Raw genomic sequence first — 25,106 nt, 5'->3', positions numbered from 1 at the left:
GGGTCAGACCTCGTTATTTAACCTTCCAGTTAGCTGAGTCAGAATCTGGTTCGTTGGTTGATCCAGTGATGTCTTTGATAGCAACATAGACTTTATCTTCATGAGTCACTGCGTCGCCTTTTTTGTAATCTGAACCAGACTTCCATGCTTTTGCACGGTTCACTGTTTTACCTTGAGCTGATTTTTTAGCTTCCGGCTTAGTATCTGCAATTGTGATGATGTATTTTTGGAAATGTTCGAGAACATAAGCGCCTGTGTAAAGCAATTGTTCTACCAATTCCCCGAAACGACCAGGGACATTGTCGTTGTACTTAGTATTATCAATTTGAATTGGTGATGTAACAACACCAGGTGCAGCTGCAAGGGCATTTACATTTGGCAAGAATTTAGAAGGTACTTTGTAGACTGTGTAGTCATCAAGTTCACCAACATAGCCTTTACCTAGAACTTTCTTGTCTGCGTCACCTTGTGGCAAACGCACGATTTCAGATTTGATAGCCTTGTAGAAGCTTGGAGTGACAAAGAGCAAACGTTCTTTAGTGATTCCAAGTTCATCCAATTTCTCAGAGACATCAAGAACTGCATTGTAAGCGTTGTTTACGCCTTTTTCTTTGCCCATAACAACATTTTCGCTTACATTACCAAGTGCTGCATCAAAACGAAGCTTGTCAAGGTATGGAGCGACTACTTCAGCAGCTTGACGAGCGATTACATATTCGATGTTGACTTGACCGTTTGAGTCGCGTTCGTCCAACTGGTCAACAAAACGGCCCCAGTATTTTTCTTCTTCAAGAGTGTAGACTTTTTCTTCAACTTCAACGTGATCGAAATCATTGTCTTGATTACGTTTGTAATCTTTAAGACCGGTTGTGTTCCCTGTTGCGACTGTGAAAGATCGACCATTAAGAGTTACTGCTTCACTTGGTGTCAAGAGCGGTGTTGCGTATGAATTTACTGCAAGTACATCTTCAATAATACCAAGATGTTTCTTGCGTGATTCTGCTGTGTTAATTGATTCAAATGCCATTTATATTTACCTCATTTTTTTATTTTTAGTGCAAAAAGTCCTGTCTCCATTTTTCAATAACTTCTTGCTGATTTGTTGGCGCAGTCTTAATAGGTGCGCTACCTTTCATGCGGTCAGATACACCTTTTTGGACTGCATCCTCCCACGTTTTTTGAATGCTTGCGACTGATTCAGTCACGGCTTCTGCGTTTGATAAATCAACCACGGCCACTAATTCAACTGGTAAGCCACGTTCGCTTAACATTGCTTTAGCTTCTGCGGTCAATTCTTTACGAGCAATCGCTTGTTCACGATTGGCCAGTTCTTGCTCTAATTGTTTCAGCTGATAGTCTTTCTTCTCATCAGCGTTCATTTTGGCAAGCCTCTTAGCTTCGTTTTCCTTGGCTTCTTGCTCTGATTTCCACTTAGCAAATTTCTTGTTGATGATTTCATCAACCTCTGCGTCCGTGTACTTCTTCTCGTCTTGCGGTTGGGTTTCGATAGTAGGTTCTGCAGGCACCCCTTGAGCTTCAACCGTTTCGACTGTTTGTGTTTCTTCGTTCATTACGAACCTCCTATTTTTAAAGTCGTCCCCGACTGTAATTTCCATAGCTTTTAGAGTCTTCAATGCTTGGACAATATAAAAACCGTATAGGTTATATACGGTTAGGTTTTATAGTTTAATTTCTTCAATTTTTGCACGCTGTTCCAGAATTGAAAGGTAATCCCACATAACTGAACGTTGTCGTTTCAACAAATCGATAGGACATTTAGGTTCAAACTCTAGCTGTCCTTTTTCGTATTTCCCAATCATTGCATCCAACTTCTGGAATCGCTCTTTCAATTCATAGTATTCTTTTTTAAAGCGTTCTTTCCAAGGTTCCATTTTCCTTTTCCTTTCGTTTTTAAGTTTCTATAAGGATAACTTCACAAGCTATCACGGAAATTCTTTTTACAATCAAATCGCAATCAAGAAAATCGCATGGATAGTCTCCTTTTAAAAGTTCATTTCCGTGATAAACCGAAACATAAGCTTCTTTTTCTATCACGCCACAAAGTTCTTTGACTTTCATTTTTTACACATTTTCCTTAAATACAAAAACCGCATCAATTCTGACACGGTTTATAGCAATTTACAGTAATTTATAGCAGTCTATTCCTGCCAGTCAAGATATTGGATCACCTACTTTCTCTTGCTGAACTCATCGATTAGGCTTCTTGTGAGCGCTAAACAAAACGCTACAACCATCAAGAATACTAACCAACCTAGTGCAATTAGCACCCATTCCCAAATGAACATGTTTTTACTCCTTTCTATACATCTTCTTGAGGCTTAGCATTATTTTCCACCCATTTTTTGAAATCGTCAAAAGTATTCATGTTTTTAAGAGATAAATAACTGTTGAGTTCATCAATTGCTTTATCAATAGAGGTATCATTGAAGCAATATCCATTTATAGATAAATCAAAAATTTCAGTTCCGTTTCCTTTATCAACAATCCATAATTCCTCACCATGCCAACCACTCTGTGGTTCATAACATTTCTTAGATTGTATCTCAAGACCGTTGTTTTCAATCAATTCTATCAACTTTTTATACTTATTCATCAAATTCTCCTCTCTGGGCACGAAAAAAGCACTTAGATTCCTCTAGGTGCTTAATAATATAATTGTAGCAATGTGTCAAAATCATCTTCGAAAACATTTTGACTATTTTGTTTTATTTGGTCGATGATTTTATCTTTTGTTTCTCTATCCAAAGGTAATGTTTCGAAGGCTTCTTCTTTTACTAAGAATTCACCATTTTCTCCCTGGAATTCTTTTGTGATTTTTCTAATCTGGCTCTCGAAATCAATAGATTGAAGCGCTTCGTCGTCAATGTTATCTTCAATTGCATCTAGCAACAAACTAATTGAAATTTTAATCATCTTTAAGCACTCCTAACTTACTGCGATTATAAATAACTGTATACAATCCATCATTATGTATTGCTTTATAACCATCATAACCATGCAGAACAGCAAAAACATCTGCATTGGAATCATTTATTCCTATTTGACTCATCAAAAAATGGTAATATTCATATAATTCATTGTCGTCGTCTATTTTTTTCAACCAAGTGTGTTTTTCTTTTTTATAAAGTTCGTCAGTTAAAAATTTAAAATCAGAAGGATCGTAAAAAGCTTTGATTAGCAATGGATTTGTGCCTTTGTTAGCATATCTCTCAGCAACAAAACGACTTCCGAAATATATACCACGCCCATGAGCAGATTTTGCTCTACCACTTAGGTCTAGTTTGCCTTTACTGAAATTATCCTTTAAAGTTTTTGAACTTATTTCTCCAGATTCACTATCACTTACACCACGGTATATGGTCTCTAATCCAACAATATCGTTGTCATTAAGAATATTCGGTTTCCTATCATATCCAACTCGTTTATATAAAAATCTTATAAATTTAGACTTCTCATCATCATACGGTTTGGAACGATCTGTCATTTTTTTATTTGTGAATAACTCTAAAATATTTTTACCAGTTTCTTTTTCGTAGTCTTCCGAAACTGCCTTCAATCTTTTAGATATGTTTAATATTCTTTCTTTGTCACCTATATTATCCTCCGTTAATGGATAAAAGTCAAATCTTTTTATATTTTCCTTCGGTTTCTCGGTGCTCTCTTTTTTTCTATTTTTTGCAACGTATTTATCGTACCACTCTTTATAACTCATATCAGCAGGAACGTACTCGACTTTTCCTGTTTCAGGATTTCTAGCCCTACGTTCTAATTTACTGTAATCGATATCGTCATCATGAGCGATAGTCGTAGATCTACACCACGGATGCAAAGGCGGATAGTTCACACCAGGAACAGCTTTGTCCGTATCATAGACCTTGTTGTCATGCTCCTGGCAAATGTGAGACGTGCGCTTGTCTAAGACTGCTACGAATTTATACTTTGTAATCTCAGCATCTTCATAGCTGAGTAGTTCCATCTGATTATGGAAGAACGCTGACTCAGTGCGAATTAAACGTCTTGCTTTATTCTGACCAACCTCAAATCGTTCAGCGATTGCTTGAGATGTATCTCTTACACTTCGACCAGTCATGAGACTCACCAAAAGCTCGTCTTTCACGCTTGAAGCGAGTGCCCCAGTATTTGACCATATTCTGTCCGAATAGGCCTCTCCTGTCCACTTTAAACCTTGTAGATGTTTGATTTCTGTTTCTGGCAAGTCGGAGAAGCTATAAGCGAGTCCTGTCTGCTGCTGTAAGTCAAAGGTAGCCTTGTAGTAGCTATCTTTCATCAAATCACTGTAAAAGGCATCTGAACCTTTTTTCTCAGAAAGATAGATAGAACTACGCATCAAATCCAAGTCAGCGCTCAACCGTTCAAGACGTTTCATGCGATAAGCATAAGCCGGACTGTCTAAATCAGCAAGTAAACGTTGAATATTCGGATCATCCGGTCTAGCTTCGAGAACCTTTCGGAGCTCGTTCAAATCCTTTTGATCTTTCATTCTCTTTAAAACATGACGAGCATCACGTTCACTCAAACCATAATCGCGCTGAAACTTATCAAAGACTTTGTTGATTTGCTTGTCTAAATAAGCTTTTGACTCTTTGTAGACTTTATCGAACTTATCAGCTTGCTTCTCAGCCTTGTCCATCTGCTCATAGATGAGATTAGCCTTCCTCTGGGTCCAGTAGTCCTTGTTGTTCATCTGTCACCTCTTCGTCTGGCTTCGTGTTTACCTGGTTAAAGAATGGCACACGTTCCATGTTCTTTTCTTTTTCTTCCTCGAGGTCTTCCAATTCAGCATCGGGATCTTCAACGAATGGCAAGAGAGAAATAAGCTGACGAAGTGACACCTTGCCTTCAAGATTATTGATAACCTGTGACAATTCAAGCAAATTCTTAGGCAATCCACGACTAAACTGTGGCACAATTGAGTGTGCCTCAAGAGCAATCTGCTGCATACCTAAATAATGAGCAAAGATAGCAATACGTTGACGAATACCACGTTTGTAATTCGCTTCCTTGGTCTTAGTAATCATCTCGAGACCTAATAGCTTGAATTCCATAGCTCAATGTTGTTACCGTAGAGGCTCTTTATCCTCTACTTCTTACGGTTTCCCGTAAGTTCAGACTATCTCTTCACCCCAATAGGGTGTCGGATTTCGTGGATATTTCTGCATATAAAAAAACGATACTATGTACCGTTTCTTACTTAGCTTACTTTATCTAGTCGTTAAACCTTACTGATATTTCTACCAGCAGTGGTAATTGATTAGCTTCAGTAATATGTTACAATTCTTCCTTTTTCGTCTCTAACAATTGTCTTGCCAGTCATGTCTACACCTTTTGAAAATTGTCTTAAATCATATTTTTTATAATTCAATAAAATATCATCAATTGTATCATCGTCAACAACTAAATCATCTCGTTTTATAGAACGATAATATCTGTAGACAAGAGTCGAAAAAGAAATGTTGTTTTCTTCAGATAATTTTTTTAGATAGTCTCTCAAGATATATCCCTTATACTTAACGTTATCAGAACGATTACGTTTATTTGTATGTTCAGGAACCCACCTACAATTACTTGGTGAGTAGTCTTTGTCATTATCTATTCTATCTAATTGCAAACCGAATTCTACTCCGTTTTGCATTGCCCAACTTCTGAACTTAGCTACATCACTAAATTCATCAGAAACACCTATCCCACGTTTTCCATACCATTTATAAGCCCAATGTTTTTCATCATAACATCTTGCTAACATAGAGTAATAAACTTGGTTTAGATGTTTGTGCATTTTATCTTTTATCATTTATTTTCTCCTAGATGTTTATACTCTAATTATACCATAATAGAATATAAAAATCTAGGCTATTACTGTTTTGCGCCTTCCAATTTTAACCCGATTTATTACCTCAAAGTTACCTTTGAGGAGGGCAACTATTTTACCCCTGAACTATTCCCTGCAAAGTTCTCATCTGTCAAATTTGGAACATGGCTGAATGTGTAGATGTCTTCCTTCAAGGCTTTGCGCAAGATTTCAGTAGCGTTCTCGTCCAAAGCATTTTTTAAGAAGTCAGCCTTGGCATCTGTTGGCAACTCCAAAAGTCCTTCTTCAGCAAGGATGCTCATTGCTTCTCTAGCATCTTCCAGGTTATCAGCCAATTGCGCGCCGTATAACACGAGAATAGACTCGACTGCTTGTTCTTTGTCATTAACACGATTACCCATCAACGAATTGTAAGCATCAATCAAGCTGATTTGCTGTTCATAATCACCAATCGAAAAATGATTGTTTCGGTATTCGATAATCGGGACCTGACCAAGATTATGCGGTTCTACTTGTTCATGCTGTGTGGTTCCTGTACTTGAATCCCGCAGCACAATGTGATAGTGCAAGTTTTGAGTGAAGACCTCTGCTTGATACTTAGTCACATCCTTCGTATCATCCTTGATTTCGTAGTAGTAAACTGCAAAAAGAACCTTGCGTTCGATACTGTCATCGTAAACCAGGAATACATTCTCAGGATCTACGCTAGTAGAATCGAGTTCAGTCAGTCCTTCTTTTGCATAAATGTACTCGTAAGCACGTCCGTAGATAGACATGTTCAATGCGTTCTGTGTATCTACCTGGTCAATTTCGGCACCGTCGAATGCTACAAGCAAGGGCTCGATATCCCCTTCAGCAGTATTGTTGTACTTAACAGCGTTACCCATAAAGTAACCTGTTGCCGTGTCTGCAATATCCTTCGCATGATTTGCTACTGTTTTAAAATTTGGAGCATTCTTGTTTCGTCGCTTATGATTTAAAATAGCATGTTCGCCCACGTAGTAGCTTTTAAGTTCCTTCAAGCGCTGGCGTTCTTGCGTGTGTTTTTGAATCAGCTTATAAATCAATTCCTTGTTCAAAGCTGTTTCATCATATCCCTCTCTCGGATAAGTTAAAATCTGATACATTTAATTCCTTTCTATAAGCCGTAAAGAGATTTTCTCTTGACAGTTGCTTTTGGTTGTGTTTGTTTTGAGTAAATCGCATAGCGCAATGCATCCAGTACGTCGTCGTTTTCCTTGATTGGTTCGCCTGTCTTTTCATTCCAGATATACTGGTAAACCTCGTCCTTAAATCTGCTAACTTTGTCTGATACAACAAAAAAGCGCCCAGCTTTCATGAACTTAGCGACTTCTTCAATCCCTGACAAGACCGCTTTATTTGCGTTGAACGTCTTGATTTGTTCCCTTTGAAACCTGGCTACGTGTTCAGGTCGTGCGCTATCCGCCCAAAAAGTGATGTTCCCATATCGGCTTTTTATATCTTTAGCAACATCTACCCAGAAATCAATCTCTTCATGTTGGTGCGCATGTTCCTCAAGTAAGTAGATAGAACCGTCAGACGTTTCTCCAACAACAACGATAGAGCCGTAGTGTTCATACCCCCAGTCAACCCCAGCGTAGAATTTAGTGATATCTTCTGGTACATTATCCACAAACATCTTCTCACTAAAATCACGATAGACAACACCCTCACCAGTTACCCACAAACCTAGAATATCTCTGTCGTAGAAAACACCTGCTGGCGTAGCATTCTTGATATTCTCGCGGTATCTATCAGACATGAATGTATTATCATCTAGCTTGAAATGAAAGTCTATAATCATATCGTTCCCAGAGTTGATATAATCTCGTCTGAGCCAGTGAGTCGGGATATCCGGGTTACTGTCCCAAACAATCCGTGCTCCCTCTCCAGAACAACGTGAGATAATTTCTTTAAACACTTGTTCGTTGGCTAATGATGCCTCGTTTATGTAGGCTCCAAAAGCAGTAAAACCACGGGCACGTTTTAGTCCTGAAATCGAACCGGTATATACTTGGATAATTTTGACTCCACAAAGAGTAAACGCACCATGTTTATCATATTTTGGTTCAATACCGAACATGTTATATAGTTCCTGGATGATATTGTTTTGTATCGACGTTGAAGAGGTTCCGGCTAAAATATACATTGGCTCATCAATGTTTAATCTATCAGCCGTCTCTCTCACTCGTGCAATCTCATTTATGAAAACCATATTGTTTAGAACGGTTTTACCTGAACGCTTTGCACCATGCAGACCACAAATAAAAAAATCATCATTTAAAACCCGCTTAAGGACTTGCCCTTGTTTAGGGGTGAATTTACTTGTCATTAAAAGCACCTCTCAAAGCCTTAGCGAACTCAACAAGCTTATCGTCACGTACATCATCCATGCTGATTTGCGATTTTAGTTTTTCGATTCGTAGTTTTTGTTCCTCGGTAACAAGAGGGGAGCGTGTAAGCTCGTCATAAGTTTTAATCATGCCTCTAAGCTCAGCCTGTGCTCTTGCTATTGCAGTCATCGCTTTCCCTTGTTTGTCCCATGCCGTGTGAACCTCATAGCTTGCTCCACCTTTTCCCGTGGTAGCTATAAGTACGCTTGTAGTATCATCAACATCCTGCACATATAGAATGCGCTGAGCATGCAACAGATTAGCATAGGTCAGCGTGATATTTTCCCAAAGGATGTCAATAGGTTGTTTTTCTGAAAGCTCTTGCGCTATCTCATATACCTCTTGAGGGAGATACTTAGCAAACAGCCCATGTTTCACGGCATTAGTGTTTCCCTTAGGTGCTCCATGCCCCAGAGCGTTTTTACTGCCCTTAGGAGCGCCCCTCGGCTTTTTGGAGCGTTCCGTATTTTTCTCTTGGAACGTTCCTTTTATTTTAGCTCCCCATTTGTCTTTACTTTTCCAACCTCGGACAGTGCCAGCTGAAACACCCAAACGCTCAGCGATCTCAATCAGTTCAACATTCCCACTGTTCTCTGAATAGATTTCAAATGCTTTGTCTCGGTTGGGGTCTCTTGCTCTACCCAAGCCTAAACCTCCTGCTGTTTATTTGTTTTGAAATATAAAAAAGCCACTCAAAGAGTGACTGTATGCGGTAAGTGGGTGCCTCCCCCACCAGAGCCTTATATAGCGCTACTTTATCTCTGTCCTACAGGTTAATTAGCCTAAATCTAATTACCGCCCTGTACCCCTATTGTGATAGCTACTCACAGAGATACAACGGGAACAACAGGGCTCGAACCTGCAACCAATAGATTAAAAATCTATCGCTCTACCACTTGAGCTATGTTCCTACTGCAAGTAGACTACAGACTTGCGTGTTAATTAGAAATTACTTTCTTTTTTTGTTTTGCGTAGTCTTTTTTTGCGATATTAAAACATCCTACTCTATCGCCACTGGTAACCCAAGCCAGCAGTTTTTCAGAAGCTTTTCTAGGCCGTTGCCTAAGGTGCCTTTGCTTTAATTCTTGATACTACCATTCTAACAGATTATTGTTACAGTGCACATCAAGATTGTCTAACTTTACGCAACGTTTTTTAGAACGTTCCAAATTATTCCAAATGTTCTAAAATTGTGCTAAGTTCTTCAATAGCCATCTTACGCATGTTATAGTACGAGCTCTTGCTGATAGCTAGTTTGTCACAGATATCATCTACATACAACTTAGTAATGTAAGTCATTCTAAGGACAGACCTACTTTTTGGATTTTTAAGTCTATTGATCATCCTACCTAATTCAAGTTTCCTATTGATAACCTCTTTAGTATCCTGTTCTATAGCCTCTTTCATCACGACAAGCTGAGTATAAACATCATCAACTTTTCTAGTCTGTCCGCCTTGAACTTTGACGTCAGTCCATTTGGGACTTGAGAGCAAACCTGCCTCAAGCTCATTGATTTCATCTATACGGCTTTGAATGTCCATGTCCAGATCCTGCAACTCTTTCAAGAGCTCTTTAGCCTTGTTCACTCTCTATCTCCTTTTTGTGATATAATAATATTATTGAGATTATAGCTGAGACAGAGAGTGTCTTGGCTTTTTTAATGTGCAAATTCGTTGACCAGGTCACAGATAAAGAACTTCCAATCAGACTCCCTAAAGGTCAAGAAACGATCTGTAGTAATATTTCTAAGTCTTTTATAGAAAAGCATCTTTAGTTGAATTGACTCACCAACAGTAAGGAAGATGCCAGGAAAGCGATGCATTGAAATCACTCTATTCCCGTATCCAGAAATATCTAAATGTATTATTATTTCTGGATATGAACGCCCGACTTTAGCTTCAACTCCGAGCTCAACTTTAACCTCTTCCACAATTGGAGCTACGTTAAAAATTGGTCGTGCAGAAAATAATTGCGACGGTGTTTCTTGCCTTTTTCCTGAATACGGATATTTTTTAGGTCTCATAATCTCACCTCGTCTCCAATCCTTAAAGTTTCGTAGCTTGTTTGTGTGACTACGAAAATGCCGTAGTTCTGTATTGTGATTGTGTACAGGTCACCAATCTTCTCCTTGTGTGCGACTCTACCTTTAATTTCTGCGCCTTTGTTATCAGCTTTATAGATGACAATAGGGCGCCTTTTTTCAAGATTTTTAATGTGGACACATTGCCAGATATTCAAAGCAGCTGACAAGACAATCCAGATTGCAATAAATCGTTTCATTTTACCTCCTATATTTTATCTTTTAGATTTCCTTTTGCTGATTAGTTCAACTAAACTTCCTACAAGGAATATCAACCCTCCAAAAAGAAAAGAATGTACTAACAGAACCGGTATTAAATAAGGTTTGATTGGGAAAATTGAAAATACCCATGTAAAATACCATTCAATAAGCCCGCAAATAGTAAGGAGAACGACTGCAATTGTTGATAACATCAATGTTACTGCTCCGATACCTTTTAGAAAATCACTCATCTTCCACCTCTTCAAAATTTCTTTGGTTTATTTCTTTTGAAAATAGGATTCTTCTTTTCCTTCTTCTTCTGCTTGTGATACTCACTGTCTTTGCTAAAAATAATATCTTCATCTTCAATAAGTTCTCTGATAAAGTAATCGTCTGGAATCATTCTTCCACCTCCTCGATCTGGAACCCTGGAGAATCAAACACCCAGCCGAAGCCATTCGAAGCTACTTCCTTTTTCGTGAGTTTATAGCACTGTTCTGAGAAATTAGTTTCTTTTGTAAAAAGGAGCACTACGGGAGAAAAATGTCCGTATTTATCAGATACTCCTGCGTTTTGGTTGATGAGATATAAGTCCCCGTCATTTCGGTTTAGAAGTGTAATTTTGTATTTTTTCTCATCCTCTACTACTGTGTAGTCGAAAATCCAAGCTAGTGCGAATGTTTCTTGATTTTCTGGTTTACCCACCCAGCTATTGACTCCCTCTGGCGTGTATAATAGAGCTCCAAGCAAACTTTTCCTTTTTGCTTTACATTCCTCAATCCAATCCGCAATAAACTGCGGGATTGCGACTTTATCACGTTCAACCATGCCCTCAACTTTACCTTGCTCGTAGCCTTCACGCCATTTTGCACGACTGAAATCTTGCTTAAATTCACTTATGATAACCTTTAACCAAACTTCACGGTCGTGCAATGGCAATTCCCGTAATCTTGCCAGTATGTTTTTTACATAGCGAGGCGCTTCGTCTGTGTGCCCTGTTTTGAGTTCGTCTAGTTGTTTTAAATCTCTCAAAACTCCAGACGTATCAACCATTCTGAAACAGTCGTGGTTCAAACGCTCGTATTTTTCAATCAATTCTTCTATTTTCATCCTTCTAACTCCTTTATCTTACTTTCATAGTATTTAGCTTTCTTTTTCCAAAAGTCACGCTCTGCTGAACGAGTATGCACTGACGATTTGACTGTTGGTCCAGATAGTTCTGCTATCCTTTGGTTCGCTAACTCCAGCGAGTGCTTGTAGCCTTTGAGTAATTCTTCCTTTACGCTCATCATTTCACCCTTTCGAGCTTGACTCGATACGACTGATTGTTCTTATATGTGTTCTCAAGCTGAGCCTTGCATTCGATAGCATCCCCTTCTTTTTTGAAAAAGTGGGTCTCATCTATCCTATTTTTAAAATAAAGTGTAACAGTATAACCCATACTATTATCTCTCAACTTATCTTGTGGTTTTCCAGGTCTCCGAATTCGTGACCATGGTTTACAAAGTATGAGCCAATCAGAATGGCATCTGCCTCGTCGTCTTTGACGTTAAGGTTGAATTTATCGGACACTTTAGCAACCGCCTGCAGCTTCATCGACTTCTTGCTTCTGTCTTTATAGCTGAACTTCCAATACTTGCGCCAGCTCGAAACATTCACAAAATACACATTGTCAGCAATCAACCGTCCAAGAATAATCCCTGTCACAATTCCGATGCTGATCATTGACTGTTGATTAGGTCCCATGACTGAGTTCTTCTCGACCACAATCGACTCAAAATGGCAGTCGTACTTCTGGAGCGCTCTCGATTGAATCGCTCGCAGTTCACTAGCCATGAAGCGCCCACGTTCAAAGAACGACTTGCTTTTATGTTTCAAGACACCACTCTGGACAAGGTCAGAGCCGTGAAATACGGCCCATCCTGTCGCAGTAGTTGAAATGTCTAACGATAATGTCAGAGATTTCATTGCAGTTCTCCCTTGATACCACAAAGGTCAAATAGATTGCGCTTGTTGTTTTCAATGAACTCAAAGAACTTCTGAAGTTCGGCCAAGTTCCGTTTCTCTGCCTTGACTCCTAAGCTCGAATGGTATTCTGTCGGTTTCCTTGGTATAGCTTTAACATCCAACCAATACAGTGGCTCGAATACGTCGCCGTTTGTATCCAGAGAGGTGTCTGCGTCCGCATTTCTAAAATGCATCTGCATATCATATTCAATTTTGTTTGTAATCGTGATGGTCTTGTCCACGATTTCAAGTGTAATGGTTGTTCCTGGTATGTCGATTTTGTTTTGCATTTGTTTTTCTCCTTTATGCGTGTTTTGTATTTTTGTTGATTTCTAACAGCCATTTATCTGTAGCTTGCTGGATTTCTTCTGGAGCTGATAAATTATGTTTTCCCCTAATTTGAACGATTCGGCCATCCTTGTATTCCAAAGTAAAGAACGGTTTGTCTGGTTCATCTTTTGACCTAACGAATATGATTGTTGTTTTGCCGTTTGCATGATCTTGAGTGTATCTAGCGCTGCCGACACAATGTGACAGTGCCTTCCCTTCCAAAATCAATTCTCCGGAATTGTAGGCTGGTTTAAAGAGATACTGGCCTACCACTTTCTCGTATTTGGCCAAAGATTTCTGGCGCTTCTCGAACTTGCGCTGTTCAATCTCGCTCTTGTGCTGAATAAGCAATTTAACTGCATTGTCATGCGCTTTGACCAAATCTTTTGGCATGATGAGATTGTCAGTATCGATAGAAACATTGAGCTCGTTCAACATGCTGATATAGTCTACATAGTAATCAAAATTAACTTTGTTTTTTAAGAACCAATTCTGGAACCTGTTCATTTTGGCAGCTTTTGGGATTTTGTTGATATCTTGATAAGTCAGGACTTTTTCAATCCCAGGAGCAAGCGTACCACCTCGTGATTTGATGCGACGTTCTAGCTCGTAATCTCTGAAGGATCTATCCGTATTTTTAAAAAATCGCTTATTTTCATGAAGCCATTTCTTTGTTACGACACGACAATCAACCGCTTTTCTCACATGCCATCCGTCATATTCAGTAACATCATAAGCAAGGTCTGTAGCCATTCTCCAGGCATTTATTTTCTGCAGGAACTCGATTTCGGAACGGTATTTATACATGTGTGGCAAATGGTAGTAGCGTAATCCAGAAGGAAATTCTAAATACTTCAATTCAGAAATCTCTCGAATCTTCTTCTCCCAATTGTTTTCAAAAAATACTGTTCCTGAGTAAGCCCCTTGGCCTGAGAAGTTAGGAGTCAGACCAGGAGCGTAGACTCCGCATCTTTCGGTCAGTTGTATGACTTGGTTGTCGCTCATCTGCTCAAAGTTTGTTAGCTGCATCCTGATAGATTGCTTGCCATTCGTATATCGCGACCAGAATCCGTACGATTGAATTTCAATTCGTTTGCACGTCACAAGCACAATTGCAAAACTGTAGAATTTATCGTAAAAGTCTAATCTGCTCGACTTTGTCAGACGTTTTTCGATGCCCCTGCAGCCTGTCCGGTCGCTCTGAATCGTTTGAGATTTGTTAGACCATTTGATGGTCGGGATCTGCGAATAGCACCAGTCGAAGAATTTTTGGGGCGGTTTCAAACGTCCATCAATAATTTTTTGATTTTTTATCATGCTAATTCTCCGAATAAATCGAGCTGACCGTCAATAACATTTTTCTGTTTTTTGACTTTTTTAGATTTTGGTTTTTCAGGTTGTTGGCCGACTACTACAGTCGCATGGATAGCCTCGACCTTTTTAGTTTTGCCAGTAAAATACTTATAGACCCAGCCAAATACAGTAGAGTCGTCTACCATCGCACAAGATCCCGACTTATAGCTTTTAGCTTGATTTGCACAATATTTCAAAGCTTCTTTGATGGATTTCTTGTCGGCCAAAACCCCTTCAAAGAGTTTCTCGTCTTCTTGATCACAAATCCAATTGTGGATAGCGTCCTCAGCTGGTCCATGGTCCTTCTTCATTTCCTCTAGCAACTTGGCCAAGGCTTTTTCTTTGATTTCATTCATGTTATTTCAAAAAAATGCGACTGCCGCTGTGTGTGAGTTTGGCTAAATACGGGCAGTCGCTCGTCCGAGGTCACATAACCTTACTGACGCTTTCTAGTTCGCAGTTTTACAAGAATGCACGGCTTGTTTAATTTATTTACATTTCAATCAGGTCGTTCAGAGTGACGACTGTACCTAGTTTCTTATGGCTTCTACAGTAGTCACAACGGCCACATTCTTTAGGTTTCTGGCTCCCCTGGATAACATCCCAAACTTCGACAATTTCAGACTTGATTTTTTCCAAGCCTTCATCCAGCCATTCATCATCGATTTTTAGGATTTCACGGTCTGGCACGTTCTCCTTGCTGACCGCTACGATGTAAGGTCTAAAAACCTTACCAGTCATCTGTTTCAGCAATTCACGATATAGACCAAGCTGACCGTGGTATCCAAAATTCAAAATGTTGTTGACTGCAGCGGGAACTTTCTTTTTAAGTTCTGCGCTCCATTCTTCCGAGTAGATGGACTTCATGGTTTTAAGGTCTACAAAGTAACCACGGCTCAGATTGACACTGTCTAACTTACCTTTGACTGGCACGCCTTCGATTTCGCCATAAACAATCAATTCTTTTTGAACTTCATCCGATGAGTAGCCATGGTACAAACGGTTGAAACCATCATCATCTTTCAGGCTCTCGATCATCTTGTCGCCGATCACAAAGTCGGATTTGAGGTTTCCTTTATTCTTGCCAGTCTTAGCTAGGAGCTTCTCGCCATTTTCGTCCATGAACTGCTGGTGCGCTTCTGGACTTTCAAAGTAACTATGAACGTAGTTACCGAGTAGGAGAGGTGTCTCGTCCCTCTCTTCTACCCATTGCCCACTATCGAGTGCAAATGCCTTCGCTTGGCATTGCTGATACCGTTTGAAACGTGAGTTGGTCAACCAGCTTGTGTCCTTGTAATAATTCTCTTGTGTTAGTTCTTCCATGGATCCTACTCCTTCACATTGATGGTGTTGCCTTCAAACAAGCTGACCTCTTCCAAAACTTCGCCCGTTTCTTCGTCGAATTTTGGAGCTTCTTCAGTAGGGGGGGTTGTATCAGTGGTTGTCACTTCTTGCTCAATGATCTCTTTTTTCTTGCGAGGTTCTTTTTTAGGTTTTTCAGGCTCTTGAACTTCTGGCACTTCTTCAGGTTCGACCACCTCGCCCATGATAGCGTCCAGCGTTTCTACTGGTTCGCTTGGAGTGATGTCTTTCACGTTGCGCTCGTTGTCAAACTCGTTTTCAGTAGTTCGATTGACGGCATCGATAAATAAGTCATTGTCGTCTGATGTATTAAAGAATTGTTTGGCAGCACGATTGATAACTGTACGCTTGGCCATTTCCTGTGGGAAGTTCTTCTGAACGCTTCCGTTTCGTGATTGCGCCCAGGACTTATCAATTTCTTTCTTAGTCATGATCGTGAGGATTTTCTCCCCGTCTGTTTTTTCAATCACACAATAGGCACCTTCGATTGGATTGTCCTGGTTCTTCCAACTTGACTTGTGGCTGACAAATTTCCAGCGCCCGTCCACGTTTTCAGCTTCAAACTCGTCGCCTTCAAAGATAATTTGAGCATAGATGTCTTTTACTTCAGGTAATTGTTTAACGACCTTCATGGTTCCAAAATATGAACGGTTCAATTTAACCGTGTTTCCATAAGGAATGAAATAGCATTGTGTCTTAGCAGGGCTTAGACCTTGTGTGACCATATCAAGTAAAGCATTATAGACACTTTCAGGTGTGCATTTCTCCAGTAGATTTCCGCCAGGTGCATTTTTTAATGCGTAGTACGCTGAGCTCAGGGCGTTACTTACGCTATAATTTGGTGCGATTAGCAAGCCTTCGCCTTTCATGGCTTCAATTCGTGTTGCAACGTTCGATGTGATTTGTTTTTGTGTTAATTCGTTCATTTCTTTCTACCTTTCGTTTTCTTCAAGTTCCAATTTGCACGCTTCAAGCGTGTGTTTTCGTTTTGTAGTTTCAAGATTGTATCTTGTTGTTCGTTGATAATTTTTCCGAGCTCAATTCCAAGATGTATGTAGTCAGAGCGCCATTGACCGATTTCTGCAAGTAATTCTTCAATCATGCTCCAACTTCCAATACTTCTCTAAATCCACGGCCATAACGATGGACAAGTTCTTTTGCTCGGTTAGGATTTGCCGTCTGTATGGTGCCAGACCTGCCTGTCTTTCTTCCTCGTTTCTAGGAAGATAGTAGCCGTTTGGCTTGAATTTCTTAGCCACAATCGGATGTCTGAAGTTTACCCTTAGGCTTTCGATGACTTGTTCAAGCATACGCTTTGACAAACCTGTCTCTTTTCGGATATCTAATGCCGTGATAGGTTCTTCAAAACTTGCACGGTTGACAATCAAGTTCAAAACTTCAATTTCAATTGCGTTCATTTCTCTGCTGATCATGTGTGCTCCCTTTCGTTTTTAAATTTCGTCACCTACATAGCGATATTGACCACACCCAATATATACATACAACTCTGGGTCAAGTTCTTCTCGCTCTTCAGGTGGCTCCATCATGTCCCTGTCATAGTTAAAAAATCCGTCCATCTAATTGGTCCTCGTACTTTCTCCAAAGTTTAGAAATCTCCTTCAAGTACTTTTTGATGTCGTGTTTTTTGTACCAATCAAGGCGCTTGCATTCATTGACTGATACGCAGGGATAGAGCTTATTCTCAATCTCTGGTATCGTCATCTTCTTCCTGCTCCACTTCTTCGTTTTCTTCTTTGGTTTCAATCTTGATTGAAAGACGCTCTGTAGCTTCATCAACCGACTTGCCGTCCAAGACGTCCTTGATCATGTGACTGACATCGTGCATCGCTTTAGCTTTAGCTTTCGACTTTTCATCGTCTGGCATCAATCCGACATCTTGTAGAGCCAGAAAGGCTAAACTGAAAGTGTGCATTTCTTTCTGAAGTTGTTCAATTTTCTTGATCGTTTTGATTGCTTTTAGTACGTTAATCATGTTGTTGTGCTCCCTTTTCGTTAAGTTGTTCTTTTTCTTTGTAGATGGCCAATCGTTGCTTCAAGTCGTAGTTTTCTTGTTCTGTCATAAAGCGATGCTTGCGCTCTTCGTTAAGGTCATCCATAAGATCGACTGCGACTACTCTCCAGTCAAGGTTGATTGCCTTAAAAAAGCTCTCGTGTTTGAGTTTGAATTTAGTAAATAGTTTCATAGTTACACCCCCTCATAAAATGGCTTGATAATGTTGTAGTATGAATGACCTGCTGGGATTGCATACCCTGTCAAGTCATCAATTACGGAACCGTCAGCCATGATATTCACGATTTGTGGTTTCCATTGCTCTTTTTTATTTTTCATGTTATAATCCTTTTAGAAATATTTTGTTGTGCGCCTGATTGCCGTCAGGGGCTTTTTTTATTTTGCGAATGTATACACGCTACCGTTTGTGGCATAATAGGTCATTTCATTTAATTTATTAGTGAACCTTTCGTCAGTCGTGACCAGTAGCCTATCCTTAAGCAAGGTTGATAATTTGAAATATTTATTTTCAAAATCAGCAATCATTTGCTTTCTTTCTTCTACAACTTCGCTAGACAATTGTCCTTCTTGAGTTTGTGCCTGCGTTAAATTTAAAGGCATTACTTTTCATGTCTCCTTTCATAATTCTGTCAACAAGGCTCTTCTCGTAAAGCCCCTCTAAATGTTTGCTCCCATAATTTGTTGTGATGATTGTATTGGTCCTATTTTCGAGTATTTGATACAGGATTTTTTGCATCCAGCTACTGCCTTGCTTGATTTCCTGACCAACGCTCGACTCTTTCCCTAAATCATCTAAAATCAGGAAATCGACATTTTGTAGAAATTTAACGGTATTCCGTTGTTCCCATTTTGAGTCTTTATACGTGAAAGCCTCTTGGATCCTATCGAATAATTCAACGGTGGGAATGTATAGTACTGACCTTCTCATTTGGAATTTCTGGAAGCTATCATTTAAAGCCTTAGCAATTCCAATAGCAAGGTGGCTCTTGCCAACGCCAGGAGGTCCACTGATAATCGTATTCCCTCTGTATCGTTCTTTCACATAGTCGGCCGTGATGCGTTTAGCGAAATTGACTGCTGCAGCATCTTGTTCTGTGTGAATTTCAAAATTTCCAATTGTAGCTTTTTCCAAGTCCTTTGGAATAATGCTCTCTTTCAAAAACAATGCGTAAGATCGTGTGTCTCGGATTTGCGCTTCAGCTTCAGCAAGCAACTCTCCAGCTTGACGGTCGATTTCTTCCTGGGTACACTCTGGACAGTAGGTCTGCGTGACGTCTGTACAAGGATTTGTCGAGCGCCAGAGATACACTCCTGGGTGCTTGTTGCATTGTTTAGAAAGGGTTTCTATTTGCAAGGCTCGTGCCTGCAATTCTTTGCTTGATACTGACCTCATTTACACCTCCTAAAATCCATATCGTGGATTGTATCCGTCATCATCTAGCGTCAGGCGTCCTGTTCTTCTGTTTGAGCGTTTAGGTTTCTGCCTATTCTCGACCAACTCGACTGTTGTAAGACCTTTCTGCTTCCAGTCTCTCAAGATGCTATCAAGATACTTAAAGTATGGCTTGCCATTCCCTACGCATTCCTTGATTGCTAACTTGATAACCTCTTTGCTATGGTCTTGCAAGAATGACTTCAAGTCCTCAATTTCAAATGGTGTAGGATATCGTCCAAACTCTGAAAAAATCCAATCGTGAACAATCCCTAAATCATTTTGTGGTGGGGCGTCCTCTATACTATATAAAGTATTATCACCAGCACCCTCTGGTTCATTTAGTCTTGATATATTAGTCTTGATATTATCAGTCTTGATTGAGTCAACTTTTTTTACTTCTTGAAGTAAAGTTTTTTTACTTCCGTGGTCAACTTTTTTTACTTCTTGAAGTAAAGTTTTTTTACTTCCAGAAATGTATAGACGATTGGGTTTGTTGACTCCTTGTCGAAACTCTCTCAACAAACCCATGTCAGCAAGTTCTTTTTTTGCTGATATGATTGTAGGCTTACTGCAATTCAGTTTTTCCATGAGTTGCTCGTTCGTAAAGTAAACGAATACGTCCCCGTTTTCATCAAACCATTTATTTTGAATTGATAATGTCCGCCTATCAAAGAGAAACATATAAATCTGCTTAGCTTTATCACTCAGTACGTTATAAGGCGGATCATAAAGCCATTGTGGCATCTGATAGAAAGCATTGTTTTTGACTTCGCTTATTTTCAACCATTCTTTCTCCTTTCTTTGTTGTTGTTTTCGCAACTTTTAGAGTAAAAAAATACTGCTAGAAATCCTCCATCTTGACATCTAGCAATTCCGCCAGCTTGCTTGCTTCTGAGAATGTAAAATCTCGCCCTTTGTATCGGTTGAGTTTTACACTAAATGTCGACTTATCCATTCCCAACTTATCAGCAATATCATTTTGTTTCAATCCTTTTGAAACAATGATACCCTTTAAATTATGGTATGGCTTATCCAGTACCAATTCACTTGCCATGGACATCTCCTTTCTTTTTTGTTGCGTTTTCGCAACTTTTATGATTTTAGTATACACCTTTTATTTTTCGTTGTCAACAACTTTTTTTATTTTTTTTAAAATAATTTGCGTTAACGAAACTTTTATGGTATTATCATTATAGAAAAAGGAGCAACAACAATGATAGGAAAGAAAATAAAAGAGCTTAGAAAAAGCCACAATCTAACTCTTGAAGAGTTAGCGGACATATTGAATAAGGAATATCCTGACACTATCAACTTTAATAAAGGTAAAATTTCAAAATGGGAAAATGATAGAGAGGAACCTAGACTCTCATCTGTCAAAATCCTTGCTGACTATTTCGATGTCCCACTAGATTATTTTAACGGCATTGATATTGATCAGGCTGAAATTCTAACCATCTTCAATCAACTAGACGAAGATAGACAATCAAATGTAATCGACTATGCGACAGTTCTATTAAACGAGCAAGTCAGCATGAAAACAACCACAGTCCTAGAAAAGTACAAAGACGATGACTACATTATAGACTACGTCGAGGGATTGGTTGCTGCAGGTCATGGAACGTTTCAGGAAGATAATCTTCACATGGAAGTCAAGCTCAGAGCTGAAGATGTGCCAGAAAACTATGACACAATCGCTAAAGTAGCAGGCGATAGCATGGAACCGCTGATTGAAGATAATGATCTATTGTTTATCAAGGTCACCAGTCAAGTGGATATCAACTCAATCGGTATCTTTCAAATCAATGGCAAGAACTTCGTTAAGAAACTGAAAAGAGATTATGACGGTTCCTGGTACTTGCAAAGTTTAAATAGTGGATACGAGGAAATCCACTTGTCAGAAAATGACGACATCCGCACCATCGGAGAAGTCGTAGATATTTACAAGGTTTAAAAATTTTAGCAGAATTAAGAAAGGAATATAAAATAATGGCTAAAATCGTTAAAGTAACTGGCGCAGAAGTTACTATCGCACATAATGAAGAATACATCAAAGTAAATTCATCTGAATTAAACTTTGTTCCGCAACTAGGGGATGAGGTCGAAATCCACAAAGTTGACGATGAAATAATCGTTATTAAAACAGAACAGAAGAAAGATGATAAAATCAACATCAATATCGTCAACGAAAACAACGCTGTCCAAAATCAATCTCAAGTGGTAAATACGCAAACGACTACAGTAGGCCTACATTATGTAAATAAATGGGTGTATGTATTATTGGCTATATTCTTTGGCGGATTTGGCGCTCACCATTTCTACGCTGGCTATAATGGAAAGGGGTTCTTTTACCTGATATTGCTTGTAACTGGCATTTCTGTAATCCTTGGATTTTTCCAAGGAGTCCTAGCTTTATTCAAGACACCTGATGCGAACGGGAAAATCGCAGTCTAGTCCAGTCTGAGTTAACAAAAAAAGCCCCACGCTCTCAAAACTTTGGCGAGTCTGAGCGTGAGGCAGCAGTATAGTAAAAGGCATTAAATGGCCCGTTTTACTATACCCATTTTATCAAAAAGGGGGTATAAAAGCAATGAAAACAACGAATAAGGTGGCAATATATGTCAGGGTGTCTACCACTTCCCAGGTGGAGGAAGGTTATTCAATCGAGGAACAAAAAGACAAACTGGAAGCATACTGCAAAATCAAAGACTGGAGTGTCTACAAGGTCTACACTGATGGTGGATTTTCAGGATCCAATACAAACCGTCCAGCAATCGAACAACTGATAAAAGATGCTCAAAAAAAGAAATTTGATACAGTCCTGGTTTATAAATTAGACCGACTAAGTCGTAGTCAGAAAGATACGCTCTATTTAATCGAGGAAGTCTTTATAAAAAACGGCATCGAGTTTTTAAGTCTTCAAGAAAACTTTGACACTTCTACTCCATTCGGTAAAGCCATGATTGGACTATTGGCCGTGTTCGCTCAGCTAGAGAGGGAACAAATCAGGGAAAGAATGCAACTTGGTAAGTTAGGACGTGCTAAAGCTGGAAAGTCTATGATGTGGGCTAAGACATCCTATGGTTACGATTACCACAAAGAAACAGGCACCATGACCATCAACCCAGTCCAGTCACTAGCTATCAAATTCATCTTTGAGAGCTATCTGTCAGGTAGGTCTATCACTAAGCTCAGGGATGACCTTAATGAGAAATTTCCAAAAGAAAAGCCCTGGAACTACAGAGCGGTCAGAGTGATATTAGATAATCCTGTGTACTGTGGCTATAATCAATTTATGGGAGAAATCTACAAAGGAAATCATGAGCCTATTATCTCAAAAGAAACCTATGACAAGACTCAAAAAGAACTTAAAATCAGACAAAGGACTGCACTTGAAAACTTAAATCCTCGACCATTTCAGGCAAAGTATATGCTGTCAGGTATCGCTCAATGTGGCTACTGTTTGGCTCCATTAAAAATCATAATGGGTGTAAAGAGAAAAGATGGGAGCAGGTTTAAAAAATATGAATGCCATCAGAGACACCCTAGAAAATTGAGAGGGGTCACTACATACAACGATAACAAAAAATGTGACTCAGGCTTTTACTATAAGGATGACCTTGAGGCTTATGTCTTGCAAGAAATCAGCAAGCTACAAGTCGATAAAGAGAGCTTTGAGGGGTTGTTTAAGGCACAGAAAAACGAGATAGACCGAAAGGCTTACCAAAGACAAATAAACGAGCTGACGGGCAAAATAAGCAGGTTAAACGACCTTTATATTGACAATCGCATAACGCTAGAGCAACTACAAGGAAAATCGGCTGAATTCCTAGAAATGCGCTCAAGGTTGGAAAATGAGTTGGAAAACGATCCTGCACTTAAACGTAACGAAAAGAAAGAGGAAATGCGTAGGATCCTGGAAAAAGACGATATTTACAAAATGGACTACGAGATGCAAGCAAGCGTGGTGCGGTCACTGATTAGTAAGGTACAGGTTACGGCTGAATGTATCAAAATTTTGTGGAGAATTTAAAGAATTTTACTAACCCTCATTTCTACAAGAGTGAAACCTTTTACCGTAGCTTTTTTTAATTTCATCAACATCTTTTTCATCTAAAAATTTACCTCCATATTTTGATACATCGGCAGCAACATAGCTGCGTACAATAAAACGATTAGCAGGGCTACAAAAATAAAGACCAACGGTTGAACAAGGTTCATGGTTCGATTAACCCGAGTAAAGAAAGATTCCCAAGTTTTCTCCGCATAAATCTCCAGTTCGCTTCCCAACTTGGATTTAACTTCTCCATATTCAATGATTAATCCCAACTCCTTTCTAAAGAAAGGATAGGTCTGAACAACCTTAGAAAATTCATGCCCATTTTGCAAAGATTGATCTAAATCGTATCCAATTTCCTTAAAAAGAGGATCTCCTTGCTCCTGCATCATCTGGAAAATCTGTGCCAACTCTAAACCTTGCCCAATCATATTTCCCCATTCCCGAGCATAATAGGCAGTTAGATAATACTGAACAAATACACCTAAAAAGGGGATTCTAGCCAGATAAGAAAAGACTTGTATCTTCTTAGATTTTCTGTAGAATATCAGTCCTGTTAAAGATACAAGACTTAGTGCCAGAGTAAGTCCGAGAAAAATCTGTGGCAGGTTACTAATCACTAAGGTAGCTATGTTACTACTATCCAGTTGGGGCAAGAGATAATTCCGCAATCCTAGCATAATTAACAGTAAAAAAGCAAGCAAAATAAGTGGGTAGGTCGCAACTTCAATTAACTTCTTCTTGACCTTAGCAAGATTATCCAAATATTCTTCAATTTTCCCCAAACTCAAATGGAGATTTCCATGAACTTCAGCCAATGAAAGTTGAGTGACTATCGCACTCGAAAAACCTAAATTCCCCATCATTTCCGAGAAAGATTTTCCTTTCGATAGTCCTAGGTGCATCTGCGAAACATATTCCTTCTCCAACAAAAGACTTCTATCAAGAAAGGAAATGATTTCTACCAGATGAAATCCACTCGAAAACAAATTGTTAAAGAGAGTGATGATTTTCTTCTGCTTACTGGTAGCTAATTTTCTCCGTTTCAGCTTGAAGGGCAGTGATATGTCTGTCTTTAAGAAGCTGATCAATTTGCTCATTCCACTTTTCTGCCTGGTGTTCTGAATAATTTTGGTTTGCAAAATCAATAATTCCTCCTCCCCCGATTAATCTCTGGTAACAAACACCTTGTAAAACAACTGCGAGTTCATCTTCACTAACACCAAGTTCTAAAAGACGCTCATAGACCCCACGAATACTCTTTGCATGTATGGTCGAAAACACTGTAGCTCCCGTTAAGCTCGCTCTTACGACAGCACGGGCTGTTTCGCTATCCCGAATTTCTCCAATGATTAAAAGATCTGGGCGGTGCCGCAAAGAAAGTTTTATCAAGTTTTCATAACTCAATCCAATAGCTTCATTGAGTTGTAATTGCAGCATCTCTTCTTGCTTAATCTCGACTGGATCCTCAATGGACATGACTTGTTGTCCCTTAAACAATGACTTAGCTAATTCATGCATTAAGGTAGTTTTGCCACTTCCTACAGGTCCTGCAAATAGATAAAGGCCGCGTTGCCTAAAGCCCTTTTCTAGTTCCTTAAGGTCTTGAAACCAGAAGCGCAACTCTTGTTCTTCATCGTGCAAAAGGCGAATAACTAAACTCTCATGACCACGATAATCTCCTACCGTCGATAAGCGTAGTGAAGAAACCTTGCCATCATGCTGATAATCACAGGAACCCAGTTGACTACGACGCTTTTCTCCAACATTCATCCCCGCAATAAATTTAAAGTGACTAATCACTGCGCCCAACTTTTCAAAGTCATAGCTATTAATCAAACGCCTTTCATCACCTATTCGCATATGCAACTCATAACCCTTGTCCTTGGGAATAAAATAGATATCCTGAGCTCCATCCTTTTTTGCGAGACTAATCAATTCTTGTGCAAGTGCTTGTACCATATTCCCTCCTCAGTTAATTATTCG

Annotated in this window: 38 protein-coding genes, 1 tRNA gene and 2 pseudogenes; 3 read left to right on the top strand and 38 right to left on the bottom strand. The window is 39.3% G+C overall.

The genetic code is table 11. The features are described from left to right. Positions 1-13: 13 nt before the first annotated feature. From ACXYSM_RS00355 to ACXYSM_RS00180, 36 genes and pseudogenes are all read right to left on the bottom strand, one after another. A complete protein-coding gene (locus ACXYSM_RS00355; RefSeq protein WP_458633939.1) occupies positions 14-1,027 on the bottom strand; it encodes a sugar-binding protein in 1,014 nt (337 codons plus the stop codon). Between the two features lie 25 nt (positions 1,028-1,052). Beyond that, on the bottom strand, positions 1,053-1,571 hold the full coding sequence (locus tag ACXYSM_RS00350; RefSeq protein ID WP_458633938.1) for a DUF4355 domain-containing protein: 519 nt from the start codon (positions 1,569-1,571) through the stop codon (positions 1,053-1,055). Between the two features lie 108 nt (positions 1,572-1,679). Further along, positions 1,680-1,892 (bottom strand): crAss001_48 related protein, encoded by a 213-nt coding sequence (locus ACXYSM_RS00345; protein WP_458633937.1) that lies wholly within the window; start codon positions 1,890-1,892, stop codon positions 1,680-1,682. 19 nt (positions 1,893-1,911) lie between these two features. Further along, entirely contained in the window at positions 1,912-2,079 is a 168-nt protein-coding gene (locus tag ACXYSM_RS00340; RefSeq protein ID WP_458633936.1) for a hypothetical protein, read from the bottom strand. A gap of 241 nt (positions 2,080-2,320) precedes the next feature. Next, on the bottom strand, positions 2,321-2,614 hold the full coding sequence (locus tag ACXYSM_RS00335) for a hypothetical protein (RefSeq protein WP_458633935.1): 294 nt from the start codon (positions 2,612-2,614) through the stop codon (positions 2,321-2,323). A 50-nt stretch (positions 2,615-2,664) separates the two neighbouring features. Beyond that, on the bottom strand, positions 2,665-2,934 hold the full coding sequence (locus ACXYSM_RS00330; protein WP_458633934.1) for a hypothetical protein: 270 nt from the start codon (positions 2,932-2,934) through the stop codon (positions 2,665-2,667). Beyond that, entirely contained in the window at positions 2,927-4,726 is a 1,800-nt protein-coding gene (locus ACXYSM_RS00325) for a minor capsid protein (protein WP_458633933.1), read from the bottom strand. The genes ACXYSM_RS00330 and ACXYSM_RS00325 overlap by 8 nt, the downstream gene beginning before the upstream one ends. Further along, a pseudogene (locus ACXYSM_RS00320) lies at positions 4,689-5,090 on the bottom strand (phage portal protein); the annotation flags it as partial. The pseudogene ACXYSM_RS00320 and the gene ACXYSM_RS00325, both read right to left, overlap by 38 nt. 209 nt (positions 5,091-5,299) lie before the next feature. Continuing rightward, entirely contained in the window at positions 5,300-5,833 is a 534-nt protein-coding gene (locus tag ACXYSM_RS00315) for a hypothetical protein (protein WP_458633932.1), read from the bottom strand. A 134-nt stretch (positions 5,834-5,967) separates the two neighbouring features. Continuing rightward, positions 5,968-6,978, bottom strand: a pseudogene (locus ACXYSM_RS00310) (phage portal protein); the annotation flags it as partial. A gap of 11 nt (positions 6,979-6,989) precedes the next feature. After that, entirely contained in the window at positions 6,990-8,204 is a 1,215-nt protein-coding gene (locus tag ACXYSM_RS00305; protein WP_458633931.1) for a PBSX family phage terminase large subunit, read from the bottom strand. After that, positions 8,194-8,910 (bottom strand): phage terminase small subunit, encoded by a 717-nt coding sequence (terS, locus tag ACXYSM_RS00300; RefSeq protein WP_458633930.1) that lies wholly within the window; start codon positions 8,908-8,910, stop codon positions 8,194-8,196. The genes ACXYSM_RS00305 and terS overlap by 11 nt, the downstream gene beginning before the upstream one ends. Positions 8,911-9,103: 193 nt before the next feature. Then, positions 9,104-9,175: transfer RNA gene (locus ACXYSM_RS00295), tRNA-Lys, on the bottom strand. 260 nt (positions 9,176-9,435) lie between these two features. Beyond that, a complete protein-coding gene (locus ACXYSM_RS00290) occupies positions 9,436-9,852 on the bottom strand; it encodes a DUF1492 domain-containing protein (protein WP_458633929.1) in 417 nt (138 codons plus the stop codon). A 71-nt stretch (positions 9,853-9,923) separates the two neighbouring features. After that, entirely contained in the window at positions 9,924-10,289 is a 366-nt protein-coding gene (locus ACXYSM_RS00285; protein WP_458633928.1) for a hypothetical protein, read from the bottom strand. Further along, positions 10,286-10,546 (bottom strand): DUF1372 family protein, encoded by a 261-nt coding sequence (locus ACXYSM_RS00280; protein ID WP_458633927.1) that lies wholly within the window; start codon positions 10,544-10,546, stop codon positions 10,286-10,288. The genes ACXYSM_RS00285 and ACXYSM_RS00280 overlap by 4 nt, the downstream gene beginning before the upstream one ends. 15 nt (positions 10,547-10,561) lie before the next feature. After that, entirely contained in the window at positions 10,562-10,798 is a 237-nt protein-coding gene (locus tag ACXYSM_RS00275) for a hypothetical protein (RefSeq protein WP_458633926.1), read from the bottom strand. Between the two features lie 11 nt (positions 10,799-10,809). After that, entirely contained in the window at positions 10,810-10,950 is a 141-nt protein-coding gene (locus tag ACXYSM_RS00270; RefSeq protein ID WP_458633925.1) for a hypothetical protein, read from the bottom strand. Next, the gene (locus ACXYSM_RS00265; RefSeq protein ID WP_458633924.1) at positions 10,947-11,657 is read right to left on the bottom strand and encodes a DUF1642 domain-containing protein; all 711 of its coding nucleotides are present in this window, start codon (positions 11,655-11,657) and stop codon (positions 10,947-10,949) included. Before ACXYSM_RS00265 ends, ACXYSM_RS00270 begins: the two co-directional genes overlap by 4 nt. Beyond that, on the bottom strand, positions 11,654-11,836 hold the full coding sequence (locus tag ACXYSM_RS00260; protein WP_458633923.1) for a hypothetical protein: 183 nt from the start codon (positions 11,834-11,836) through the stop codon (positions 11,654-11,656). Before ACXYSM_RS00260 ends, ACXYSM_RS00265 begins: the two co-directional genes overlap by 4 nt. Further along, a complete protein-coding gene (locus ACXYSM_RS00255) occupies positions 11,836-11,988 on the bottom strand; it encodes a DUF7204 family protein (RefSeq protein WP_458633922.1) in 153 nt (50 codons plus the stop codon). Before ACXYSM_RS00255 ends, ACXYSM_RS00260 begins: the two co-directional genes overlap by 1 nt. 11 nt (positions 11,989-11,999) lie before the next feature. Further along, on the bottom strand, positions 12,000-12,515 hold the full coding sequence (locus ACXYSM_RS00250) for a RuvC family protein (RefSeq protein WP_458633921.1): 516 nt from the start codon (positions 12,513-12,515) through the stop codon (positions 12,000-12,002). Further along, positions 12,512-12,844: a hypothetical protein gene (locus tag ACXYSM_RS00245; RefSeq protein ID WP_458633920.1), complete on the bottom strand. Its 333-nt coding sequence runs from the start codon at positions 12,842-12,844 to the stop codon at positions 12,512-12,514. The genes ACXYSM_RS00250 and ACXYSM_RS00245 overlap by 4 nt, the downstream gene beginning before the upstream one ends. A gap of 13 nt (positions 12,845-12,857) precedes the next feature. Continuing rightward, positions 12,858-13,913 carry a PcfJ domain-containing protein gene (locus ACXYSM_RS00240; RefSeq protein WP_458633919.1) on the bottom strand — a complete coding sequence of 352 codons (1,056 nt, stop codon included), beginning with the start codon at positions 13,911-13,913 and terminating at the stop codon, positions 12,858-12,860. A gap of 284 nt (positions 13,914-14,197) precedes the next feature. Continuing rightward, a complete protein-coding gene (locus ACXYSM_RS00235) occupies positions 14,198-14,593 on the bottom strand; it encodes a Cas9 inhibitor AcrIIA9 family protein (protein WP_247925843.1) in 396 nt (131 codons plus the stop codon). 136 nt (positions 14,594-14,729) lie between these two features. Beyond that, positions 14,730-15,560 carry a PD-(D/E)XK nuclease-like domain-containing protein gene (locus ACXYSM_RS00230; protein WP_458633918.1) on the bottom strand — a complete coding sequence of 277 codons (831 nt, stop codon included), beginning with the start codon at positions 15,558-15,560 and terminating at the stop codon, positions 14,730-14,732. Between the two features lie 5 nt (positions 15,561-15,565). Beyond that, entirely contained in the window at positions 15,566-16,525 is a 960-nt protein-coding gene (locus ACXYSM_RS00225) for a recombinase RecT (protein WP_458633917.1), read from the bottom strand. Continuing rightward, entirely contained in the window at positions 16,522-16,701 is a 180-nt protein-coding gene (locus ACXYSM_RS00220) for a hypothetical protein (protein ID WP_458633916.1), read from the bottom strand. The genes ACXYSM_RS00225 and ACXYSM_RS00220 overlap by 4 nt, the downstream gene beginning before the upstream one ends. Continuing rightward, positions 16,694-17,032, bottom strand: a complete 339-nt coding sequence (locus ACXYSM_RS00215; protein WP_458633915.1) for a hypothetical protein — start codon at positions 17,030-17,032, stop codon at positions 16,694-16,696. Before ACXYSM_RS00215 ends, ACXYSM_RS00220 begins: the two co-directional genes overlap by 8 nt. 269 nt (positions 17,033-17,301) lie before the next feature. Beyond that, positions 17,302-17,592, bottom strand: a complete 291-nt coding sequence (locus ACXYSM_RS00210) for a hypothetical protein (protein WP_320694092.1) — start codon at positions 17,590-17,592, stop codon at positions 17,302-17,304. After that, complete coding sequence (locus ACXYSM_RS00205; RefSeq protein ID WP_458633914.1) at positions 17,585-17,803, bottom strand: hypothetical protein; 219 nt, start codon at positions 17,801-17,803, stop codon at positions 17,585-17,587. Before ACXYSM_RS00205 ends, ACXYSM_RS00210 begins: the two co-directional genes overlap by 8 nt. A gap of 2 nt (positions 17,804-17,805) precedes the next feature. After that, complete coding sequence (locus ACXYSM_RS00200) at positions 17,806-17,949, bottom strand: BOW99_gp33 family protein (RefSeq protein ID WP_458633913.1); 144 nt, start codon at positions 17,947-17,949, stop codon at positions 17,806-17,808. 57 nt (positions 17,950-18,006) lie between these two features. Further along, on the bottom strand, positions 18,007-18,231 hold the full coding sequence (locus ACXYSM_RS00195; protein WP_458633912.1) for a hypothetical protein: 225 nt from the start codon (positions 18,229-18,231) through the stop codon (positions 18,007-18,009). Beyond that, positions 18,182-19,024: an ATP-binding protein gene (locus ACXYSM_RS00190; RefSeq protein ID WP_458633911.1), complete on the bottom strand. Its 843-nt coding sequence runs from the start codon at positions 19,022-19,024 to the stop codon at positions 18,182-18,184. Before ACXYSM_RS00190 ends, ACXYSM_RS00195 begins: the two co-directional genes overlap by 50 nt. 9 nt (positions 19,025-19,033) lie before the next feature. Continuing rightward, positions 19,034-19,849 (bottom strand): replication initiator protein A, encoded by an 816-nt coding sequence (locus tag ACXYSM_RS00185; protein WP_458633910.1) that lies wholly within the window; start codon positions 19,847-19,849, stop codon positions 19,034-19,036. Between the two features lie 58 nt (positions 19,850-19,907). Beyond that, a complete protein-coding gene (locus ACXYSM_RS00180; protein WP_458633909.1) occupies positions 19,908-20,120 on the bottom strand; it encodes a helix-turn-helix domain-containing protein in 213 nt (70 codons plus the stop codon). A gap of 159 nt (positions 20,121-20,279) precedes the next feature. Between ACXYSM_RS00180 and ACXYSM_RS00175 the strand changes: the two genes are divergently transcribed. The 3 genes from ACXYSM_RS00175 (at position 20,280) to ACXYSM_RS00165 (ending at position 23,096) form a co-directional block, all read left to right on the top strand. Continuing rightward, on the top strand, positions 20,280-21,017 hold the full coding sequence (locus tag ACXYSM_RS00175) for a helix-turn-helix domain-containing protein (protein ID WP_458633908.1): 738 nt from the start codon (positions 20,280-20,282) through the stop codon (positions 21,015-21,017). A 35-nt stretch (positions 21,018-21,052) separates the two neighbouring features. Continuing rightward, a complete protein-coding gene (locus ACXYSM_RS00170) occupies positions 21,053-21,517 on the top strand; it encodes a TM2 domain-containing protein (protein ID WP_458633907.1) in 465 nt (154 codons plus the stop codon). A gap of 136 nt (positions 21,518-21,653) precedes the next feature. Next, a complete protein-coding gene (locus ACXYSM_RS00165) occupies positions 21,654-23,096 on the top strand; it encodes a recombinase family protein (RefSeq protein ID WP_458633906.1) in 1,443 nt (480 codons plus the stop codon). Between the two features lie 80 nt (positions 23,097-23,176). On the opposite strand, the gene comGB is transcribed toward ACXYSM_RS00165, so the two are convergent. Both comGB and comGA read right to left on the bottom strand, forming a co-directional pair. Then, complete coding sequence (gene comGB / locus ACXYSM_RS00160; RefSeq protein ID WP_458633905.1) at positions 23,177-24,220, bottom strand: competence type IV pilus assembly protein ComGB; 1,044 nt, start codon at positions 24,218-24,220, stop codon at positions 23,177-23,179. Continuing rightward, entirely contained in the window at positions 24,141-25,082 is a 942-nt protein-coding gene (gene comGA / locus ACXYSM_RS00155; RefSeq protein ID WP_458633904.1) for a competence type IV pilus ATPase ComGA, read from the bottom strand. The genes comGB and comGA overlap by 80 nt, the downstream gene beginning before the upstream one ends. Between the last annotated feature and the right edge of the window lie 24 nt (positions 25,083-25,106).

The sequence above is a fragment of the Streptococcus sp. V940 genome (assembly GCF_054353495.1).
This window is presented reverse-complemented; position numbering and strand designations above follow the sequence as displayed.

Excerpts from the sequence above, each read along its gene's own strand:
- ACXYSM_RS00355 (WP_458633939.1), bottom strand. The coding sequence starts at position 1,027 with ATGGCATTTGAATCAATTAACACAGCAGAATCACGCAAGAAACATCTT.
- ACXYSM_RS00350 (WP_458633938.1), bottom strand. The coding sequence starts at position 1,571 with ATGAACGAAGAAACACAAACAGTCGAAACGGTTGAAGCTCAAGGGGTG.
- ACXYSM_RS00345 (WP_458633937.1), bottom strand. The coding sequence starts at position 1,892 with ATGGAACCTTGGAAAGAACGCTTTAAAAAAGAATACTATGAATTGAAA.
- ACXYSM_RS00340 (WP_458633936.1), bottom strand. The coding sequence starts at position 2,079 with ATGAAAGTCAAAGAACTTTGTGGCGTGATAGAAAAAGAAGCTTATGTT.
- ACXYSM_RS00335 (WP_458633935.1), bottom strand. The coding sequence starts at position 2,614 with ATGAATAAGTATAAAAAGTTGATAGAATTGATTGAAAACAACGGTCTT.
- ACXYSM_RS00330 (WP_458633934.1), bottom strand. The coding sequence starts at position 2,934 with ATGATTAAAATTTCAATTAGTTTGTTGCTAGATGCAATTGAAGATAAC.
- ACXYSM_RS00325 (WP_458633933.1), bottom strand. The coding sequence starts at position 4,726 with ATGAACAACAAGGACTACTGGACCCAGAGGAAGGCTAATCTCATCTAT.
- ACXYSM_RS00315 (WP_458633932.1), bottom strand. The coding sequence starts at position 5,833 with ATGATAAAAGATAAAATGCACAAACATCTAAACCAAGTTTATTACTCT.
- ACXYSM_RS00305 (WP_458633931.1), bottom strand. The coding sequence starts at position 8,204 with ATGACAAGTAAATTCACCCCTAAACAAGGGCAAGTCCTTAAGCGGGTT.
- ACXYSM_RS00285 (WP_458633928.1), bottom strand. The coding sequence starts at position 10,289 with ATGAGACCTAAAAAATATCCGTATTCAGGAAAAAGGCAAGAAACACCG.
- ACXYSM_RS00280 (WP_458633927.1), bottom strand. The coding sequence starts at position 10,546 with ATGAAACGATTTATTGCAATCTGGATTGTCTTGTCAGCTGCTTTGAAT.
- ACXYSM_RS00275 (WP_458633926.1), bottom strand. The coding sequence starts at position 10,798 with ATGAGTGATTTTCTAAAAGGTATCGGAGCAGTAACATTGATGTTATCA.
- ACXYSM_RS00270 (WP_458633925.1), bottom strand. The coding sequence starts at position 10,950 with ATGATTCCAGACGATTACTTTATCAGAGAACTTATTGAAGATGAAGAT.
- ACXYSM_RS00265 (WP_458633924.1), bottom strand. The coding sequence starts at position 11,657 with ATGAAAATAGAAGAATTGATTGAAAAATACGAGCGTTTGAACCACGAC.
- ACXYSM_RS00260 (WP_458633923.1), bottom strand. The coding sequence starts at position 11,836 with ATGAGCGTAAAGGAAGAATTACTCAAAGGCTACAAGCACTCGCTGGAG.
- ACXYSM_RS00255 (WP_458633922.1), bottom strand. The coding sequence starts at position 11,988 with ATGGGTTATACTGTTACACTTTATTTTAAAAATAGGATAGATGAGACC.
- ACXYSM_RS00250 (WP_458633921.1), bottom strand. The coding sequence starts at position 12,515 with ATGAAATCTCTGACATTATCGTTAGACATTTCAACTACTGCGACAGGA.
- ACXYSM_RS00245 (WP_458633920.1), bottom strand. The coding sequence starts at position 12,844 with ATGCAAAACAAAATCGACATACCAGGAACAACCATTACACTTGAAATC.
- ACXYSM_RS00240 (WP_458633919.1), bottom strand. The coding sequence starts at position 13,913 with ATGCAGCTAACAAACTTTGAGCAGATGAGCGACAACCAAGTCATACAA.
- ACXYSM_RS00235 (WP_247925843.1), bottom strand. The coding sequence starts at position 14,593 with ATGAATGAAATCAAAGAAAAAGCCTTGGCCAAGTTGCTAGAGGAAATG.
- ACXYSM_RS00230 (WP_458633918.1), bottom strand. The coding sequence starts at position 15,560 with ATGGAAGAACTAACACAAGAGAATTATTACAAGGACACAAGCTGGTTG.
- ACXYSM_RS00225 (WP_458633917.1), bottom strand. The coding sequence starts at position 16,525 with ATGAACGAATTAACACAAAAACAAATCACATCGAACGTTGCAACACGA.
- ACXYSM_RS00220 (WP_458633916.1), bottom strand. The coding sequence starts at position 16,701 with ATGATTGAAGAATTACTTGCAGAAATCGGTCAATGGCGCTCTGACTAC.
- ACXYSM_RS00215 (WP_458633915.1), bottom strand. The coding sequence starts at position 17,032 with ATGATCAGCAGAGAAATGAACGCAATTGAAATTGAAGTTTTGAACTTG.
- ACXYSM_RS00210 (WP_320694092.1), bottom strand. The coding sequence starts at position 17,592 with ATGATTAACGTACTAAAAGCAATCAAAACGATCAAGAAAATTGAACAA.
- ACXYSM_RS00205 (WP_458633914.1), bottom strand. The coding sequence starts at position 17,803 with ATGAAACTATTTACTAAATTCAAACTCAAACACGAGAGCTTTTTTAAG.
- ACXYSM_RS00200 (WP_458633913.1), bottom strand. The coding sequence starts at position 17,949 with ATGAAAAATAAAAAAGAGCAATGGAAACCACAAATCGTGAATATCATG.
- ACXYSM_RS00195 (WP_458633912.1), bottom strand. The coding sequence starts at position 18,231 with ATGCCTTTAAATTTAACGCAGGCACAAACTCAAGAAGGACAATTGTCT.
- ACXYSM_RS00190 (WP_458633911.1), bottom strand. The coding sequence starts at position 19,024 with ATGAGGTCAGTATCAAGCAAAGAATTGCAGGCACGAGCCTTGCAAATA.
- ACXYSM_RS00180 (WP_458633909.1), bottom strand. The coding sequence starts at position 20,120 with ATGGCAAGTGAATTGGTACTGGATAAGCCATACCATAATTTAAAGGGT.
- ACXYSM_RS00175 (WP_458633908.1), top strand. The coding sequence starts at position 20,280 with ATGATAGGAAAGAAAATAAAAGAGCTTAGAAAAAGCCACAATCTAACT.
- ACXYSM_RS00170 (WP_458633907.1), top strand. The coding sequence starts at position 21,053 with ATGGCTAAAATCGTTAAAGTAACTGGCGCAGAAGTTACTATCGCACAT.
- ACXYSM_RS00165 (WP_458633906.1), top strand. The coding sequence starts at position 21,654 with ATGAAAACAACGAATAAGGTGGCAATATATGTCAGGGTGTCTACCACT.
- comGB (WP_458633905.1), bottom strand. The coding sequence starts at position 24,220 with ATGAGCAAATTGATCAGCTTCTTAAAGACAGACATATCACTGCCCTTC.
- comGA (WP_458633904.1), bottom strand. The coding sequence starts at position 25,082 with ATGGTACAAGCACTTGCACAAGAATTGATTAGTCTCGCAAAAAAGGAT.